The organism is Paraburkholderia tropica, assembly GCF_914484835.1.
Classification (GTDB): domain Bacteria; phylum Pseudomonadota; class Gammaproteobacteria; order Burkholderiales; family Burkholderiaceae; genus Paraburkholderia; species Paraburkholderia tropica_A.
On record NZ_CAJZAR010000062.1, the window covers coordinates 451,676 to 468,143 of the forward strand.

General features: G+C 61.6%; 16 protein-coding genes. 14 read left to right on the forward strand and 2 right to left on the reverse strand.

All coding sequences use genetic code 11. The features are described from left to right. The first annotated feature begins 200 nt into the window (after positions 1-200). The 6 genes from LDO54_RS23065 (at position 201) to groL (ending at position 4,879) form a co-directional block, all read left to right on the forward strand. Positions 201-902: an energy transducer TonB gene (locus LDO54_RS23065; RefSeq protein WP_224012976.1), complete on the forward strand. Its 702-nt coding sequence runs from the start codon at positions 201-203 to the stop codon at positions 900-902. 61 nt (positions 903-963) lie between these two features. Continuing rightward, positions 964-1,770 (forward strand): MotA/TolQ/ExbB proton channel family protein, encoded by an 807-nt coding sequence (locus LDO54_RS23070; protein ID WP_436975657.1) that lies wholly within the window; start codon positions 964-966, stop codon positions 1,768-1,770. 19 nt (positions 1,771-1,789) lie between these two features. Continuing rightward, complete coding sequence (locus tag LDO54_RS23075) at positions 1,790-2,215, forward strand: ExbD/TolR family protein (RefSeq protein ID WP_224012977.1); 426 nt, start codon at positions 1,790-1,792, stop codon at positions 2,213-2,215. A gap of 22 nt (positions 2,216-2,237) precedes the next feature. Next, positions 2,238-2,660, forward strand: a complete 423-nt coding sequence (locus LDO54_RS23080) for an ExbD/TolR family protein (protein WP_224013004.1) — start codon at positions 2,238-2,240, stop codon at positions 2,658-2,660. Between the two features lie 280 nt (positions 2,661-2,940). Next, the gene (groES, locus tag LDO54_RS23085) at positions 2,941-3,231 is read left to right on the forward strand and encodes a co-chaperone GroES (RefSeq protein WP_065058839.1); all 291 of its coding nucleotides are present in this window, start codon (positions 2,941-2,943) and stop codon (positions 3,229-3,231) included. A 13-nt stretch (positions 3,232-3,244) separates the two neighbouring features. Continuing rightward, positions 3,245-4,879, forward strand: a complete 1,635-nt coding sequence (gene groL / locus LDO54_RS23090) for a chaperonin GroEL (RefSeq protein WP_224012978.1) — start codon at positions 3,245-3,247, stop codon at positions 4,877-4,879. A 168-nt stretch (positions 4,880-5,047) separates the two neighbouring features. On the opposite strand, the gene LDO54_RS39285 is transcribed toward groL, so the two are convergent. Next, a complete protein-coding gene (locus LDO54_RS39285) occupies positions 5,048-5,125 on the reverse strand; it encodes a winged helix-turn-helix transcriptional regulator (protein ID WP_436975658.1) in 78 nt (25 codons plus the stop codon). 291 nt (positions 5,126-5,416) lie between these two features. On the opposite strand from LDO54_RS39285, the gene LDO54_RS23100 reads away from it, so the two are divergent. Both LDO54_RS23100 and LDO54_RS23105 read left to right on the forward strand, forming a co-directional pair. Further along, complete coding sequence (locus LDO54_RS23100) at positions 5,417-6,541, forward strand: porin (RefSeq protein WP_224012979.1); 1,125 nt, start codon at positions 5,417-5,419, stop codon at positions 6,539-6,541. A gap of 366 nt (positions 6,542-6,907) precedes the next feature. Then, complete coding sequence (locus tag LDO54_RS23105; RefSeq protein WP_224012980.1) at positions 6,908-8,002, forward strand: porin; 1,095 nt, start codon at positions 6,908-6,910, stop codon at positions 8,000-8,002. Positions 8,003-8,077: 75 nt separating this feature from the next. On the opposite strand, the gene LDO54_RS23110 is transcribed toward LDO54_RS23105, so the two are convergent. Then, a complete protein-coding gene (locus LDO54_RS23110; RefSeq protein WP_224012981.1) occupies positions 8,078-9,094 on the reverse strand; it encodes an ABC transporter substrate-binding protein in 1,017 nt (338 codons plus the stop codon). Between the two features lie 330 nt (positions 9,095-9,424). On the opposite strand from LDO54_RS23110, the gene LDO54_RS23115 reads away from it, so the two are divergent. The 6 genes from LDO54_RS23115 (at position 9,425) to LDO54_RS23140 (ending at position 16,392) form a co-directional block, all read left to right on the forward strand. Continuing rightward, on the forward strand, positions 9,425-10,375 hold the full coding sequence (locus LDO54_RS23115; protein ID WP_224012982.1) for a LysR substrate-binding domain-containing protein: 951 nt from the start codon (positions 9,425-9,427) through the stop codon (positions 10,373-10,375). Between the two features lie 287 nt (positions 10,376-10,662). Beyond that, positions 10,663-11,649: a Bug family tripartite tricarboxylate transporter substrate binding protein gene (locus tag LDO54_RS23120; RefSeq protein WP_224012983.1), complete on the forward strand. Its 987-nt coding sequence runs from the start codon at positions 10,663-10,665 to the stop codon at positions 11,647-11,649. A 115-nt stretch (positions 11,650-11,764) separates the two neighbouring features. Beyond that, positions 11,765-12,619 carry an amidohydrolase family protein gene (locus LDO54_RS23125; RefSeq protein ID WP_224012984.1) on the forward strand — a complete coding sequence of 285 codons (855 nt, stop codon included), beginning with the start codon at positions 11,765-11,767 and terminating at the stop codon, positions 12,617-12,619. Positions 12,620-12,763: 144 nt separating this feature from the next. Next, positions 12,764-14,743 carry a tripartite tricarboxylate transporter permease gene (locus LDO54_RS23130; RefSeq protein ID WP_224012985.1) on the forward strand — a complete coding sequence of 660 codons (1,980 nt, stop codon included), beginning with the start codon at positions 12,764-12,766 and terminating at the stop codon, positions 14,741-14,743. Between the two features lie 46 nt (positions 14,744-14,789). Continuing rightward, positions 14,790-15,320 (forward strand): carboxymuconolactone decarboxylase, encoded by a 531-nt coding sequence (locus tag LDO54_RS23135; RefSeq protein ID WP_224012986.1) that lies wholly within the window; start codon positions 14,790-14,792, stop codon positions 15,318-15,320. A 91-nt stretch (positions 15,321-15,411) separates the two neighbouring features. Beyond that, positions 15,412-16,392, forward strand: a complete 981-nt coding sequence (locus LDO54_RS23140) for a LysR substrate-binding domain-containing protein (RefSeq protein ID WP_224012987.1) — start codon at positions 15,412-15,414, stop codon at positions 16,390-16,392. The last annotated feature ends 76 nt before the right edge of the window (positions 16,393-16,468 follow it).

The window sequence follows — 16,468 nt, forward strand, 5'->3', positions numbered from 1 at the left end:
CGTTATCGCGGAGTTATTGCGGAGTTATTGCGGAGTTATTGCGGCGAGTTCATCGCTACAGATTTATCAGCATCGAAACGTAAAGTTAGACCATAACGTTATTCGAATTGATTGGTTAAACGCCTCGCAATGAACGGATAACCTTCTGGGGATCGCGCGTTAGCGGAATACATGATTCAGGAATGTGAACGGAGTGGTTTATGTCGGAGGGAACAGTCGCAGCGCAACGCTGGTCGGGTCGGCCGAAGCAATATGGCGCCAGGCAGCAAAGTCCGGCGCGACGCTATGGCGGCATCGCGATCGTCCTGCTGCTGCATGTCGTGCTGATCTGGGCGCTGCTCAACGGTCTCGCGACGAAGGTCGTGCAGATCGTCCAGAAGCCGGTGGAGACGCGCATCATCATGCCGGTCAAACCGCCGACGCCCGCGCCGGCGCCGCCCGCTCAACAGGTCGTCAAGCAGCCGCCGCCGAAGATCAAGCACCCGCCGCCGTTCGTGCCGCCGCCCGAAGTGCCGGTGGCCGCACCGCCCGCGCCGACCATCGTGCATCAGGCCGCGCCTGCGCCCACACCGGTGATTCCCACGCCCACGCCGCCCGCGCCCGTCGAAGCGCCTGCGCCGCCGAAGCCCGTGAGTCACGAAGCGGGCGTGGTGTGTCCGAACTCGGACAAGGTGCGCGCGAGCATGACGTATCCCGAGGAAGCGCAGGAGAACAACATCACGGGTGACGTGCTGATTTCCTTCGTGGTCGATCCGCAAGGTCATGTGACCGACGAGAAAGTCGAGAAGTCGGCGGACCTGCTGCTCGATCGCGCGGCATTCAACGCGGTCAAGCGTTTCAACTGTATTTCGCAAGGTCAGGCGGTGCGCGTGCAGGTGCCGTTCTCGTTCAATCTGAACTGAAATTTTTAGCGTGCTTGCGAGGACTGTTCGGTGCAATGCGCCGCGCGAGCACGCCGTCGTCATTAATGTTGGAGTCCTGATGAAAGTGCATTCGAAATCGACCGCGATGACGGTCCTGTCCATCGCCGCCCTGGCTGCGGCGATTCCCGTCACTGCATGGGCGCAGGCCGCGGGCGTCGAGACCGCGAATCCCTACGGCCTCGACGCGCTGTGGAAGAACGGCGACTTCGTCGCGCGTTTCGTGCTGCTCGTGCTCGTCGCCATGTCGATGGGTAGCTGGTACATCATGGTCACGAAGTTCGTGGAGCAGGCGCGCGCCAATCGCCGCGCGAAGTCGGCGGACCAGCAGCTTTGGGAAGCGGCCTCGCTCTCGGCGGGCGCAGCGCAACTCGACGAGCGCTCGCCGTTTCGCTTCATCGCCGAAACGGGCATCGAGGCGGCCGAGCATCACGACGAGGTCCTGCTCGAAGAAGTCGATCGCAATACGTGGATCCAGGTGAGCATCGACCGCTCGATCACGAACGTCGGCAACCGCTTGCAGGACGGTCTCGCGTTTCTCGCGACCGTCGGTTCGACCGCGCCGTTCGTCGGCCTGTTCGGTACCGTGTGGGGCATTTATCACGCGCTCACGGCGATCGGCATCGCGGGTCAGGCGTCGATCGACAAGGTCGCGGGACCGGTGGGCGAGGCGCTCATCATGACCGCGATCGGTCTCGCGGTCGCCGTGCCGGCCGTGCTCGGCTACAACTTCCTCGTGCGTCGCAACAAGTCGCTGATGGAGCGCGTGCGTGCCTTCGGTGCGCAACTGCACACGGTGTTGCTGTCGGGGCGCAAGCGCAAAGTGCGCGCCGTCGCCAACGCGGGTTGAGCGCGCGAAGAGAATCATCATGGCCATGAACGTAGCCCAGGACGGTGGCGAGGACGAGGTGATCGCCACCATCAACACGACGCCGCTCGTCGACGTCATGCTCGTCCTGTTGATCATCTTTCTCATCACGATTCCGGTGGTCACGCATACGGTGCCCGTGCAATTGCCGAAGGAAACCGTGAGTCCGTTGCAGACCAAACCCGACGCCATCGAAATCGCCGTCGACAAGGACGGCAACCTGTTCTGGAATGAACGGCGCGTCGACTCGCCCACGCTGCTCGCGCAACTGAAGACGATTTCGCAGCGCAATCCGCAACCCGAAGTGCACGTGCGCGGCGATCAGACCACGCGTTACGAATTCATTGGCCGCGTGGTGACCGACTGCGAACGCGCGGGCATCACGAAGGTGTCGTTCATCACGCAGCCGCCCGCGCGCGGCGGTTGAACGAAAGGAGAGAGTCATGGCCATGCAGATGAACCCGACGCCCGGCGACGAACCGGACGTGATGGTGGACATCAATACGACGCCGCTGATCGACGTGATGCTCGTGCTGTTGATCATGCTGATCATCACGATTCCGATCCAGATGCACGCGGTGAAAATGGATCTGCCCGTGGGTAATCCGCCGCCGCCCGCCGCGCCGCCGCCGGTCGTGCAGGTGGATATCGATGCGAGCGGCGCGCTCGCATGGAACGGCGCGCATCTTCAGGATCACGCCGATCTCGAGCGGCATATGGCCGACGTCGCGGCGCAGTCCGACCAGTCGGAAATCCATCTTTTGCCGGACAAGGCAGCGCCGTATCGCGCGGTGGCCGAAGTGCTCGCAGCCGCGCAGCGCGAGGGCGCGACGAAGATCGGTCTCGTGGGGAACGAGCAATACATGCAGTGAGCGTGCAGTAACTGCACAGTAACTGCGCAGAAAAACTGGGGATGGCCTTCGTTCGATGAGAGCGAGAGGACTTCGTTATGGCGAACGGCGTGCCGTTCGCTTTTTTTTGCGCGTCGAATTCAATACGCGACCGGCCATATCGATTGCAGGCATCGCGCGATATCGAATTGCCAATCCGTTATTGGAGCGCGGCGAGCGTGTTTTCTATACTCGGTTATCCATCAGCACTCGCCTTTAACGAGTGCCAGCCCATCGCCGATATCGTAAAAGGAAATTGCCCATGAGCCTGCGCCCATTGCACGATCGCGTGATCGTCAAGCGTCTCGATCAGGAAACCAAAACCGCTTCGGGCATCGTGATTCCCGATAGCGCCGCCGAAAAGCCGGACCAGGGCGAAGTGCTCGCCGTCGGTCCCGGCCGGCGCGACAACGATGGGCGCCGCATCGCGCCCGATCTCAACGTGGGCGACCGCGTGCTGTTCGGCAAGTACGCCGGGCAGACCGTGAAGGTCGACGGTAACGAACTGCTCGTGCTGCGCGAAGAAGATATCGTCGCAGTCGTTCAATCCTGAGGAAGCATCGATCATGGCAGCGAAAGACATCGTATTCGGCGACATCGCCCGTAGCAAACTCATCGAAGGCGTGAATATTCTCGCCGACGCCGTGAAAGTCACGCTCGGTCCCAAGGGCCGCAACGTCGTGCTCGAACGCAGCTTCGGCTCGCCGGTCGTGACGAAGGACGGCGTGTCGGTGGCGAAGGAAGTGGAGCTTGCCGACAAGCTGCAAAACATCGGCGCGCAGATCGTCAAGGAAGTGGCGTCGAAAACGAGCGACGCCGCCGGCGACGGCACGACCACGGCGACCGTGCTGGCTCAGGCCATCGTGCGCGAAGGCCAGAAGTATGTGGCAGCCGGACTCAATCCGCTCGATCTGAAACGCGGTATCGACAAGGCCGTGAGCGCCGCGATCGAAGAACTGAAGAAGATCAGCAAGCCGACCACCACGAGCAAGGAAATTGCGCAGGTCGCGACCATTTCGGCCAACGGCGAGGAATCGATTGGCCAGCGCATTGCGGAAGCGCTCGACCGCGTGGGCAAGGAAGGCGTGATCACGGTGGAAGACGGCAAGTCGCTCGACGACGAACTCGATGTGGTCGAAGGCCTGCAATTCGATCGCGGCTATCTTTCGCCGTACTTCATCAATAACGCCGACAAGCAGATCGCCGAACTCGACAATCCGTTCATCCTCCTGCACGACAAGAAGATTTCGAATATCCGCGATCTGCTGCCGGTGCTCGAACAGGTAGCGAAGGCCGGACGTCCGCTGCTGCTGATTGCCGAAGACATCGAAGGCGAAGCGCTTGCGACGCTCGTCGTCAACAATATTCGCGGCGTGCTCAAGACGGTGGCCGTGAAGGCGCCGGGCTTCGGCGATCGCCGCAAGGCGCTGCTCGAAGATATCGCGATTCTCACGGGCGGCCAGGTGATCGCCGAGGAAACCGGGCTGGGACTCGACAAGGCGACGCTTGCCGAACTCGGTCAGGCCAAGCGCGTGGAGATCGGCAAGGAAAGCACGACGGTGATCGATGGCGCGGGTCAGGCTGCTGCGATCGAGGCGCGCGTGAAGCAGATTCGCGTGCAGATCGAAGAAGCGACGTCGGACTACGATCGCGAGAAACTGCAGGAACGCGTGGCGAAACTCGCGGGCGGTGTCGCCGTGATCAAGGTCGGCGGCGCGACCGAAATCGAAGTGAAGGAAAAGAAGGATCGTGTCGACGACGCGTTGCACGCGACGCGCGCGGCGGTGGAAGAGGGCATCGTGCCGGGCGGCGGCGTGGCGCTGATTCGCGTGCGTCAGGCGATTCTCGACCTGAAGGGCAACACGCCCGATCAGACGGCGGGTGTGAAGATCGTGCTGCGCGCGCTCGAAGAACCGCTGCGCCAGATCGTGACCAATGCGGGCGACGAGGCGAGCGTGGTGGCGGCGCGCGTTGCAGAAGGCTCGGGCAATTTCGGCTACGACGCGGCCACGGGCGAATATGGCGATCTCGTGGAAAAGGGCGTGCTCGATCCGACCAAGGTCACGCGCACGGCGCTGCAAAACGCGGCCTCGGTGGCCGGCTTGTTGCTGACGACCGATGCGACCGTGCATGAGGCGCCGAAGGCGGCAACTGCGGCTGCGCCGGGTGGCGTGCCTGGCGGCGGCGATCTGGGTTTCTGATCGCTGACGACTCGCGCGAATTTTTCGCGCGTAGCGGCGAAGCTGCGAAGCCGCAAAGCAAAAGGCCACGGTGAAGACCGTGGCCTTTTTTATCGTGGCGATCGGCGTGGCTCGTTCAGCCAGGCGCGACTTGTTCCCGCCGCGCGATGTACGCATCGCCCCATTGTTTCATCGATTCATCGCTTCGAGCACCGGCGCGAGCGTTCTGCCGAACCCGGTCAGCGAGTACTCGACACTCGGCGGCACTTCGGCGAAAACCTCGCGGATCGCGATGCCGTGCGCTTCGAGTTCCCGAAGCTGAACTGGCGAGCGCCGTGCCAACGCATCGCGCTTAATGCCACTATCAAGTACCTGAAATATCGGCAATTCCGCGCGACTCGCGCGTTAACCATTCACTCAATCGAGCGGCAGCTTTTCTCAATCGGCCCGCCGCGCCGCGCTGGCAGAATCCTCACACAAACGGAGACAACGCAATGCATCGCCGACGCACGTCGCGCGATGGATCGCGTGCACTATTACATGAGGATAAAGACGGCCATGAGGTACAGGTCCGCAATGTTTATCTGCGCGTCGCTTATTTGCGCCTCGCCGGTGTGGGCGACGGAAACGCCGCCCTGGGTGCTGGGCGGCGAGAATACCGTCACGCTATATGGCTCGGTCGACGAAGGCGTCGAATACATCACCGGGCAGGCGGTCGGCAAGGGCACGGGCAGCAGCCTGCGAACCGGCTGGGGAACGGACACCTCGTTCTTCGGCCTGCGCGGCAATGAAGCGCTGGGCGGCAATCTGCGCGTGATCTGGGACCTCGAAGGCGGCTTTCAGGCGAGCAACGGTACAGCGAGCCAGGGCGGACGACTGTTCGGGCGGCAATCCTATGTGGGCGTGGCGGGCGATTTCGGCAGCCTCACATTCGGCCGCCAATACACGATGCGCGCTTACGCGATCAAGCCGATCAATCCCTTTGGTTTTGGCGCGCAAGGTCTGACCACGCTCGATAACGGCATTGCGAATCCGCGTGCCGATAATTCGATCAGCTATCGCTACCATATCGACGGCTTTGAAACCGGTGTGAACTATAGCTTTGGCCGCGATGCCGTCGATGGCGACAGCGTGGTCGCCACCAATTGCCCCGGTGAGACGTCGCCATCGAATGAATGCCGCGAGTGGTCCGCGCTGCTGAAATACGAAAGCCGGATCTGGGGTGTCGTGAGCGCTTACGAGCGCAATTACGGCGGCACTTCCGCAACGTGGGGCGGACTCACTTCGCCAAAACTCACCGATAGCCGTTTCATTCTGGGCGCGTATTTCAATGTGCGCAGCGCGCGATTCGGCGCGGGCTGGATCCGGCGCGACGACGAAGGCATTGCCACGCCGAAAAGCAATCTCGTCTGGGTGACGGGCACCGTGCCGGTGAGTCCGGCGCTCTCGTTCGATAGTGAAGTCGCGGAACTCAAATACGATCATTCGCCCAATAAGGCAGTGATATTCGTATTGCGCGCGGTCTATTCGCTATCGAGAAACACGGCGCTTTATGTGACGGGCGAGCACATCAAGAATAGCGGCGAGCTGGCGTTGTCGGCCAGCACTATCATTCCCGTCGTGGGACCGCCCGAAGGCGGCTCGCAAACCTCGGTGATCGCGGGGATCCGGCATCGGTTCTGATTGCCGGGCCGCGCAATTCCATTCACGATTTATCCGCGACGCACGCGCGCCCGGACCCACAGCGAGCACGATCGTTCGCTATGGGTTCGGGCGCGCGGCGTTGTCTTTCCATTTCTGATTTGCGGTTGAGGAATCCGGCACGACCCTTAACCATTTGGTCAAACGGGTTGCCATTTTTCTCAATGGACCTGTGGCGCTGCACAGGCAGAATTTCAGTGCGTTACAAACAACGCGATTACATGAGTCACGCCGGAGCGGAGTACGCGCCCCGGTCAGCCGCAAAGGCCAACGATGACTCGAATATTGGAGACAGCGACGATCATGAAGTGCAGATCCGCAATGTGCGCGGGCGCGGCGTTCATAAGCATGACGCCCGTTTGCTCATGGGCCGATGGCGGTAACGCGGCCCAGTTTCAACCGTTTGGCACCAGCTCGGTCACGATGTACGGCCTGCTCGATCAGGGCATTGAATACGTCAACAACGTGGCGAAGGGCAAGAACGCCACCACCAGCGCGGTTCGTGTAGGAGACGGCACCGCCACCTCGTATTTCGGCATTCGCGGCAACGAGGATCTCGGCGGCGGCACGCGCGCCATTTTCGATTTGCAGGGCGGCTTCCAGCCGAATAACGGCGCGTCGCGTCAGGGCGGCCGCCTGTTCGGACGGCAATCCTATGTGGGTCTCGACGGTCCGTTCGGGCGCATTACGTTCGGCCGCCAATACACGATGCGATTCTTCGCGACCTCGTTTATCAATCCGTTCGGCACGGGCGCACAGGGCCTCACCACGCTCGATAACGGCATCGCCAATGCACGTGCCGACAATTCCGTGAGCTACCGATTTTTCGCCGGTGCGCTCGAAGGCGGCGTGAATTACAGCTTTGGCCGCGATGCCGTGGCGGGCAATAGTTCGGTCGCCACGAATTGCCCCGGCGAGACCTCGCCGTCGAATCAATGCCGCGAATATTCGGCGATGATGAAATACGACGGCGGTTATTGGGGCGTGGCCAGTTCATACGAACGCAATTACGGCGGCACCTCGGCGACGTGGGGCGGGTTGACGTCGCCGAAACTCACGGACAGCCGATTTACGCTGGGCGGCTATTTCAAGTTCAAGGGCGCGAAGTTCGGCGTAGGCTGGATTCGCCGCGACGACGAAGGCATTGCAACGCCCAAGAGCAATCTGTTCTGGGTGACCGGCACGGTGCCCGTGACGCCGTTCTTTTACGTCGACGGCATGGTCGCGCATCTCAACTACGATCACTCCGATAACAAGGCGCTGGTCTTCGTGCTGCGCGGCGAATATCTGCTGTCTAAGGCCACGTTCTTATACGTGACCGCCGAGCATATTCACAACGACGGCACGCTCGCACTTCCCGCTACCACCATTACTCCGACGGCTACGCCGCCGGTCGGCGGTTCGCAGCTTTCCGTGATCGCCGGCATTCGCCACACGTTCTAAACGCGATCTAAACGCGATCAGCCCGGAGACCGAATATTCACGCTGTCTCCGGGCTCATGATTCATGCCCCAGCATTCAGGCGATCAGTTTCGCCGCTGCGTGCGCCGCCGACATATCGGCGACTTCCGCGAAAGGCTGTTTGCGATCGAGGCTGCCGAGGCCGATATACATGTCCTGCAGATAAGCGATATCGGCATGCGTCAGAGAAAGATCCCTGGAATAGGGCCGCTCTGTTTCATTGAATTGCCAGATGGCCTGCGCCGACGCTGCATCGAAGCGTTTTTGCGCGTGCTTGCGCGCGGCGAAAAACGCGTCGCGGGAATCCGGCGACATCAGATAGTCGTAGAGCGCGCCATATGCCGCCATCACGGCGACGAGGTCGTCATGCTTGTCGCGAATCGCCTCATCGGAGGCATACGCGGTCTGGAAAATGCAATGCGGCAGCGCTTGCCACATATTGCCGTCGTTGATGACCACGAGTCCGTCCCGATCGTTCAAATGCGAAATGCTCGAACAACTCGCGTCGACCTCGCCTTTCACCACCGCTTCATGGCATTGATCGTTGCTGCCTTTATCGACAAAGCGAATTTGCGAGGCGTCGACGCCGCGTTCCTTCAACAGCTGCAACATCAGCGAATGCAGCAATCCATTCGCGGGGCCGACCGCGACCGTTTTGTGTTTGAGATCCGAAAGCGTTTTCGCGCCATCGGGTCGCGCGAAAACCGTGAGCGCGCATCGCTTCATGCCCGCGCCGACAATCTTCACGTTCGCGCCTTGTGTGATGCGCGAAAGCACCAGGTTATAGCCTGACACCATGCAGACGTCGCCCGCGTCCGCGGCAATCGCGTCGAATGGACCCTTTACGCCGGGAAACTCGACGATCTGCGCATTCACGCCGAAGCGTTTGAAAAAACCGAGTTCGTCCATTAACGCGTTGAGCGTCGCATTTTCCAGCCCGGGATTGCTGACGATGCGAATCGGCGCGCCCGCGCCGCGCGCGAGAAAGGGCGTGACCAGGCCGCTCGCCGCCACGCTTGCGCCCAGCAGGCCCACGCCGCGCAGAAAGCGCCGGCGGCTGAATGAGTGCGTCATCGGGTGTCTCCGCATGCCGGGCGAGCCGGCGCGCTGTTGTTGTGATGCGTTGTCGTGATTCGGTGTCGTAATGCGTCGTCGTAATACGTCGTCGCAATTCGGTGCATCGAATTCGCCAGGGATAACCCTTGCGATTCGCGCGCGCGTCGTTGCGCGTGGTGATTGCGCGATCGCGCAAAGCCCCGCTGGGCGCGCGTTTAACGCGTGTGGACGTGGCTGCGCCCAAGGCAGCGCCACGCGCAGCGTGATCGTGCCAGCGAACTGTCCCCCGAGGCAATTGAGTAAAATGGCCAGAGACTTAACGAAATCGTAAAACCGGCAGGGGGAGACTTGTCAGAGCTTGACTGGTACTTGCAGATCAACCTGAAGGCGCGGCATTTGCATCTTCTGGTGGCGATCGATACGTACCGAAACCTGACCCAGGTGGCCGATGTCACGCACGTGACGGTGCCCGCGGTGTCGAAGGCATTGGCGGAACTCGAAAAAGGAATGGGCCTGACGCTGTTTTCGCGCACGGCGCAAGGCCTCATGCCGACGCCGTATGGCGAATGCCTGATTCGTCACGCGCGCGACATGCTGACGATCCTGCATCAAGCGCGCGACGAATTGAAGGCCTTGAGCTCGGGCGCCGAGGGCAAGGTGCATATCGGCATGCTGCCCGCTTCGGCGTCGGTGCTGCTGCCGCAAGCGCTGAGCCTGCTCAAGCAGCGCTCGCCGGGCACCAATGTGGTGGTGATCGAAGGCACGACCGGTTCGCTGCTGCCCGAACTCTGGCAAGGCCGGCTCGATCTGGTCGTGGGCCGTCTGCCGCCGCCCGACACGCTCGGCAGTTTCGAAGAGAAAGAATTACTCGAAGATCCGGTCACGCTCGTAACGGGCCGGCATCATCCGCTCGCGCGCAAAAAGAACCTCAAGTGGACCGATCTGCATCCTTATCCTTGGATATTGCCGCCGCCCGGTTCGATATTGCGCGATCCGCTCGAACGCGCGCTTGAAGTGCACGGCGTGCCGCTTTCGAATAATTACATCGAAACGCTGTCGATTCACGTCGTGCGCGCGCATTTGCAGGTTTCGGATTTCATCGCGGTGATGGCCGACACGCCCGCCAACGATCCCGCGCAACCGCTCCATACGCTTCCGTTAAGCCTGCCGCGGCTATTGCGTCCCGCGGGCGTGTTATGGAATCGTAATCGCGGCCTGACGCCGAGCGCGCAACTCATGGTGTCGTGCCTCGACGAAGCCGCGCAACGCCTCGCCGACAAGAGCCAGTCCGCGCATTAAGGGGCTTTTTCGCGTGCGTTCCATCTGCCGCCCGCCATTCGCGCGGGCGCGCCTGTGCTGTATTCCGCTTTATTCAGCCTTGTCTTTACCGTTGCTCTGCCTTAACCATTTGCTCAAACCCGGGGCCGATTTTCTCAATTGACCCCTGTCCTGTGGCTGGCAGAATTTAACGCAGACGACGCGATACCCGCCCCACGGCAAATCGCGAATTATGACTGGAGACAGGTACGAGCATGAAGTGGATGACCGCAATACGCGCGTGCGCGGCGCTCTTAGGTATTGCCGCGATGGCGATTACTGGACCCGCATTTGGCCAGTCGGTCGAAGACTTTTATCACGGCAAGATTCTCACGATTGTCGTCAGCGCCGACGCGGGCACGCCCACCGACATCATCGCGCGGCAGTTCGCGCGCTTCTTCGTCAATTACCTTCCTGGCAAGCCTCGCGCGGTGGTGATGAACGTGGTGGGCGCGGGCGGCATGGTGGCCGCCGCGTCGCTCCAGACCCGGCAGCCGAACGACGGCACGGTGATCGGCTTTCTGCAGCGCAATAACCTTTATATTCCGCTGCTCGATCCGCGCCAGAACCGTTTCGATCCGCGCAAGGTGCGCTGGCTCGGCAGCCTCAACAAGGTCGAATACTGCATCGTCTCGATGACGCGATCGGGCGTCACCTCGATGAACGATCTCACGCACAAGACGATGTATGTGGGCGCGACGGGCTTCGCCAACGAAGACCGCACGCTGCCCGCGCTGCTCGACGAATATGTGGGCGCGAAAATGCGCATCGTGCCGGGCTATACCGGACGCGGCGAAGTGTATCTGGCGATGCAGCGCGGCGAAGTGGACGGCTGGGCCTCGACGCTCGACGGACTTCAGCAGGGCGAACCCGTGCGCATGCTCGCAAACGGCAAGATGAAAGTGCTGCTGCATCTGGGCTGGACCAGTCCTGCGCCGTTCGCGGATGCGCCCAATCTGAGCAGCTATATCACCGATCCCAATGTGAAGGCGCTGTTCAATCTGTTCCTGATGCCCTTCGACGCGGGGCGGCCCATCGCGGTGCCGGAAGGCGTGCCGCAAGACCGTTTGAATGCGTTGCGCACGGCCTTCGCCAAAACGATCGCGGACCCGGATTTTATCGACGCGATGAAGAAGTCCGGCTATCCGATCGATCCGATCGACGGCAAAGCGGTGGAGCAGATCGTCAGCAAGCTCTACGCCACGCCCGCGCCGCAAATCGAAAGCGCACGCAAGCTGATTTTCAGCGCCCATTAATCGCAGCACCGCCGCGCGCGTGATGCACGGCGCGCGGCCGTGATCCGAATTCCAGATCGCGCACGTCATGAGCCTCAAGAGGTGAATGACCGTCAATCACCGAGAGGTAAATCGCATGACACCCGAAATCATCGACATTCATCCGCACATCATTTCGACCGATACGGTTCGCTATCCGATTGCGCCGCAACACGGCCATCGTTCGAAATGGTCGGCCACCCGCCCCGTCACGTTCGAGCAGATGATCGCCGAGATGGACGAAGCCGGCGTCGCCAAGGCCGCGATCGTGCATTCGTCGACGACTTACGGCCACAACAATTCGTATGTCGCCGACAGCGTGGCGCAAGATTCGAAGCGCTTTACCGGCGTGTATTCGTTCGACCTGCTCGCGCCCGACGCGCTCAAGACTTTCGATCACTGGCTCGCGAACGGCATGGGCGGCATTCGCCTGTTCACGGGCGGCGCGACGCATCAAAGCGACGGCAGCTGGCTCGTCAATCCGGCGACGTTTCCGATCTGGGAACGCTGCGCGGAAATCGGCATGACGATGGTCGTGCAGACGACGCCCGAGGGTCTGTCGATGGTCGCGCAACTGGCGCAGCGTTTTCCTTCAGTGAAGATCGCGCTCGATCATTGCGGGCGTCCCGATCTCGAAGACGGCCCGCCGTATGCGCGTTGCGCGGCGCTGTTCGCGCTCGCGAAATACGACAACGTGTACCTGAAGATCACGCCGCGCACGTTCGATATCGCGCAGAACTCGCCGGGCGGTGCGCAGGCGTTCTTCGCGCATCTGGTGAAGGTATTCGGCGCGGACCATCTGGCGTTCGGTTCGAATTATCCGGCTTCCGCCGGTCCGCTGAAGACGCTGATCGAGCAGGGCAATGCGTGTTTCGCGGCGCTCAGCGACGAGGAGCGCGCCTGGGTCTGGGGCCGCACGGCGAAGGTTCTTTATCCGCAGCTGGCTGGCTGAAATCGTCGTGAGGTCGACGGTCGAGGCGGCTTCACGCGCTTCGACGCCATCGATCTTCGCAGCGCGGCCGGCGTGGGCATCATGCCGGCCGTGGCCGCTTTTTCATCGGGATGACGCATGGAATTTTTCAACGACGCAACGTTAATGGCAGCAGGCCATGCGCTGTCGACGATACTGCAATTCAATCGCCTGATCTTTCTGGTTTTCGGCGTGATGGTCGGGCTGGCGATTGGCCTGCTGCCCGGCATCGGCGGCTTGACGGGCTTCGCCTTACTCGTGCCGTTCACGTACACGATGGACCCGTACGCGGCCTTCGCGATGCTGCTCGGCATGGCGTCGGTCATCACCACGTCGGACGTGATTCCGGCCGTGCTGTTCGGCGTGCCGGGCCACGCGGCATCGCAGGCCACAGTGCTCGACGGCTTACCGATGACGAAGCGCGGCGAAGCCTCGCGCGCGTTGAGTGCGTGCTATACGTCCTCGTTGCTCGGCGGCTTGATCGGCGCGGTCATGCTGGCGATTTCGCTGCCGCTGGTGCGTCCTTTCGTGCTCTCGATCGGCACGCCGGAAATGCTGGGCCTGACGATCTTCGGCGTGTCGATGGTGGCGGCGCTCTCGGGCAATGCACCGCTGCGCGGCGTCGTGGCGGCATGCTTCGGCATTCTGGTCGGCATGATCGGCACCAATGTCGAAACGGGGCAAATGCGCTGGACCGGCGGCATTCTCTATCTGCAAGACGGCATTCCGCTGGTGCCGATTATTCTCGGCATTTTCGCGCTGCCGGAATTGTGCGAACTCGCGATCCGGCGCACGGCGATTGCGGAGAATGTGCAGTTCAATTCGCGTCAGGGCATGCGCCAGGGCGTGATCGACAGTCTGCGCAACTGGTTTCTGGTGCTGCGTTGTGGCGGCCTGGGCGCGCTGCTCGGCGTGGTGCCGGGCATCACCGGCGCGGTGACCGACTGGATCGCCTACGGCCACGCGTTGCAGACCTCGAAGAACGCGAAGCTGACGTTCACCACGGGCGACGTGCGCGGCGTGATTGCACCCGAAGCGGCCAATAACGCACGCGAAGGCGGCAGCCTCGTGCCGATGCTTTCGTTCGGCGTGCCGGGCGGCGCGGCGCAAGCGATCCTGCTGGGCGCGATGATGGTTCACGGCTTCATTCCCGGCCCCGACATGCTCACGAAGCACCTCGATTTCACCTATTCGATGGTGTGGTCGATCGCGCTCGCGAATATCTTCGGCGCGGGTCTGTGCTTTTTGCTCAGCGGCCAGTTCGCGCGCGTCTCGACGCTGCGTTACACGCTGATTCTGCCCGTCATCATGCCGATCATTTATGTGGGCGCGTTTCAGGGCTCGCGCAGCTGGGGCGATCTGTTCGTGCTCCTGATCGCGGGTGTGATCGGCTGGACCATGAAGCGTCTGAAATGGGCGCGTCCGCCCGTGATTCTCGGCCTCGTGCTCGGCGTGCTGATGGAGCGTTATATGACGATCTCCTTCGTGCGCTACGGCACCGACTGGGTGACGCGACCTGTCGTCATGGTGCTGCTTGCGCTCGCGGCGCTGGTGTTTTTCAGGCCCTTGTTCAGCGCGCTGCGCAGCGGTGAACTCGCGCGCATGCGCCCGAGCGGCAAGATCGCGTTCAAGCTGGAAGATCTGGTCTATGTGTTCTTTATCGGCATGGGCGCGTACATGCTGGTGACGTCGCAAAGCTGGATTCTGATGGCGCGTATCGGGCCGACCGTGGTCGCGAGCATTCTCGTGATCGCCGGATCGACGAGCCTGCTTTACAAGGTCTTTTTCGTTCCCTCGAAGGCGAGCGCGCCTGGCGCGGCGGGCGGCATTCACATGGATGTGTCGGGCGATCACGGAGAGAAACTGCCGAATAGCGTGACGCTGCTGCGTGCGGCGAAATTCTTCGGCTGGTTCGTGGCGTTTCTCGTCTGCATGTCGCTGATCGGCATGATTCCCACGGTGCCGATTGTGATCGTGGCGTATATGCGTCTTGAAGGGCGCGAGTCGTGGAAACTCAGTTTGATACTCGCGGCCTGCGTGACGGCGCTGATTTACGGCGTATTCGATCAGATCATCCATATTCCCTGGCCGAGCAGTCTCTTTTAAAACTCGCGCGCCGCTTATTGCAGAACGAATATCGCAAGGACATACCATGACGAAGAACCGACTCGAACGCATCGACCCCGAACAGGCGTCGGACGAACAGAAGACCGTGATTGCGCGTTTGGGCGAAGGGCGCGGACGCATTCCCACGCCGTTCAATATCTGGCTGCATAACCCGAATCTCGCGTCGGGCATGGAGATTATCGGCACGCACGTCGACCGCTCGCCCGTGCTTACCGAAGCTGAAAGCGAAGTCGCGATTCTCGCGACGGCCGTATTCTGGAACGCGCCTTATGTGATCGCGAATCATCGTCGTCACGCGCTGAAGTCGGGTGTGCCGGAAGCGGTGGTCGAAGCCATTCTGGCGAAACGCCGTCCCGAAGCGGGCGACGATCGCTTCGGCCTGATCTGCGACGCCGTGAGCGACCTGCTCGCGGGCGCGCAGATCGACGACGCGCGATTCGCGCGCTACGACGCGGTGCTGGGCCGCGCGGTGATCGCGGAACTGCTCGTGACGATCGGCTATTTCACGTCGATTTCGCTGGGCATGACGCTGCACGCGCTCGAACCCAAGGACTGATACGAAGGCACGGCGGCGGTGGCGCACGACAGTACGCGACTGCCGATTCACTGTGCCCGCAAGAGACGATGAAACCGCGGAGGACCGCCACGTGTCCGCTCTCGACTGGTACCTGCAGATCAACCTGAAGGCGCGGCATTTGCGCCTGCTTGTGACGATCGACACTTACCGAAATCTGACCCAGGTGGCCGATGTCACGCACGTGACGGTGCCTGCGGTCTCGAAGTCGCTCGCCGAACTCGAACGCGGCATTGGGCTGACACTGTTTTCGCGCACGGCGCAGGGGCTGGTGCCGACGCAGTATGGCGATTGCCTGATTCGCCATGCGCGCGAAATGCTGACGATTCTGCATCAGGCGCGCGACGAATTAAAAGCGCTGAGTTCGGGGACCGAGGGGAAGATTCATATCGGCATGCTGCCGGCTTCCGCTTCTGTGTTGTTGCCGCAGGCGCTTATTCTGATCAAGCAGCGCTCGCCCGGGACCAATGTGATGGTGACAGAGGGCACGACGGCGTCGTTGCTGCCCGAACTTTGGCAGGGGCGTCTCGATCTCGTGGTGGGACGCTTGCCGCCGCCCGATACGCTCGGCAGTTTCGAAGAAAAGGAATTGCTCGAGGAGCCGGTCACGTTGATGACGGGGAGGCATCATCCGCTCGCGCGGCGCAAGGCCGTGACGTGGGCCGATTTGCGGCCGTTTCCGTGGATCTTGCCGCCGCTTGGGTCGATATTGAGGGACCCGCTGGAGCGCGCGCTCGAAGCGCATGATGTGCCGTTGACCAATAACTACATCGAGACGCTTTCTGTTCATGTCGCGCGGGCGCATTTGCAGATATCGGATTTTATTGCCGTGATGGCGGGGACGCCGGCTGGGGATTCGGCGCAGCCGTTGCATATGTTGCCTTTGAGTTTGCCTAGATTGTTGCGGCCCGCTGGGGTGTTGTGGAATCGGAATCGAGGGCTGACGCCTAGTGCTGTGTTGATGGTGGATTGTTTGGAGGAGGCCGCGAAGCGGCTTAAGGGTGAGGGTGGGGTGGGGCGGGTTTTGGGGAGGGGGATTGCTGCGGGCGCTTGAAGTTGGTGCTTTTTTGCTTTGTGTTGGAACCTGTTTTCATGTCGGTTTGCATGCGTCGCCCCTGTGCGGGGCGGCA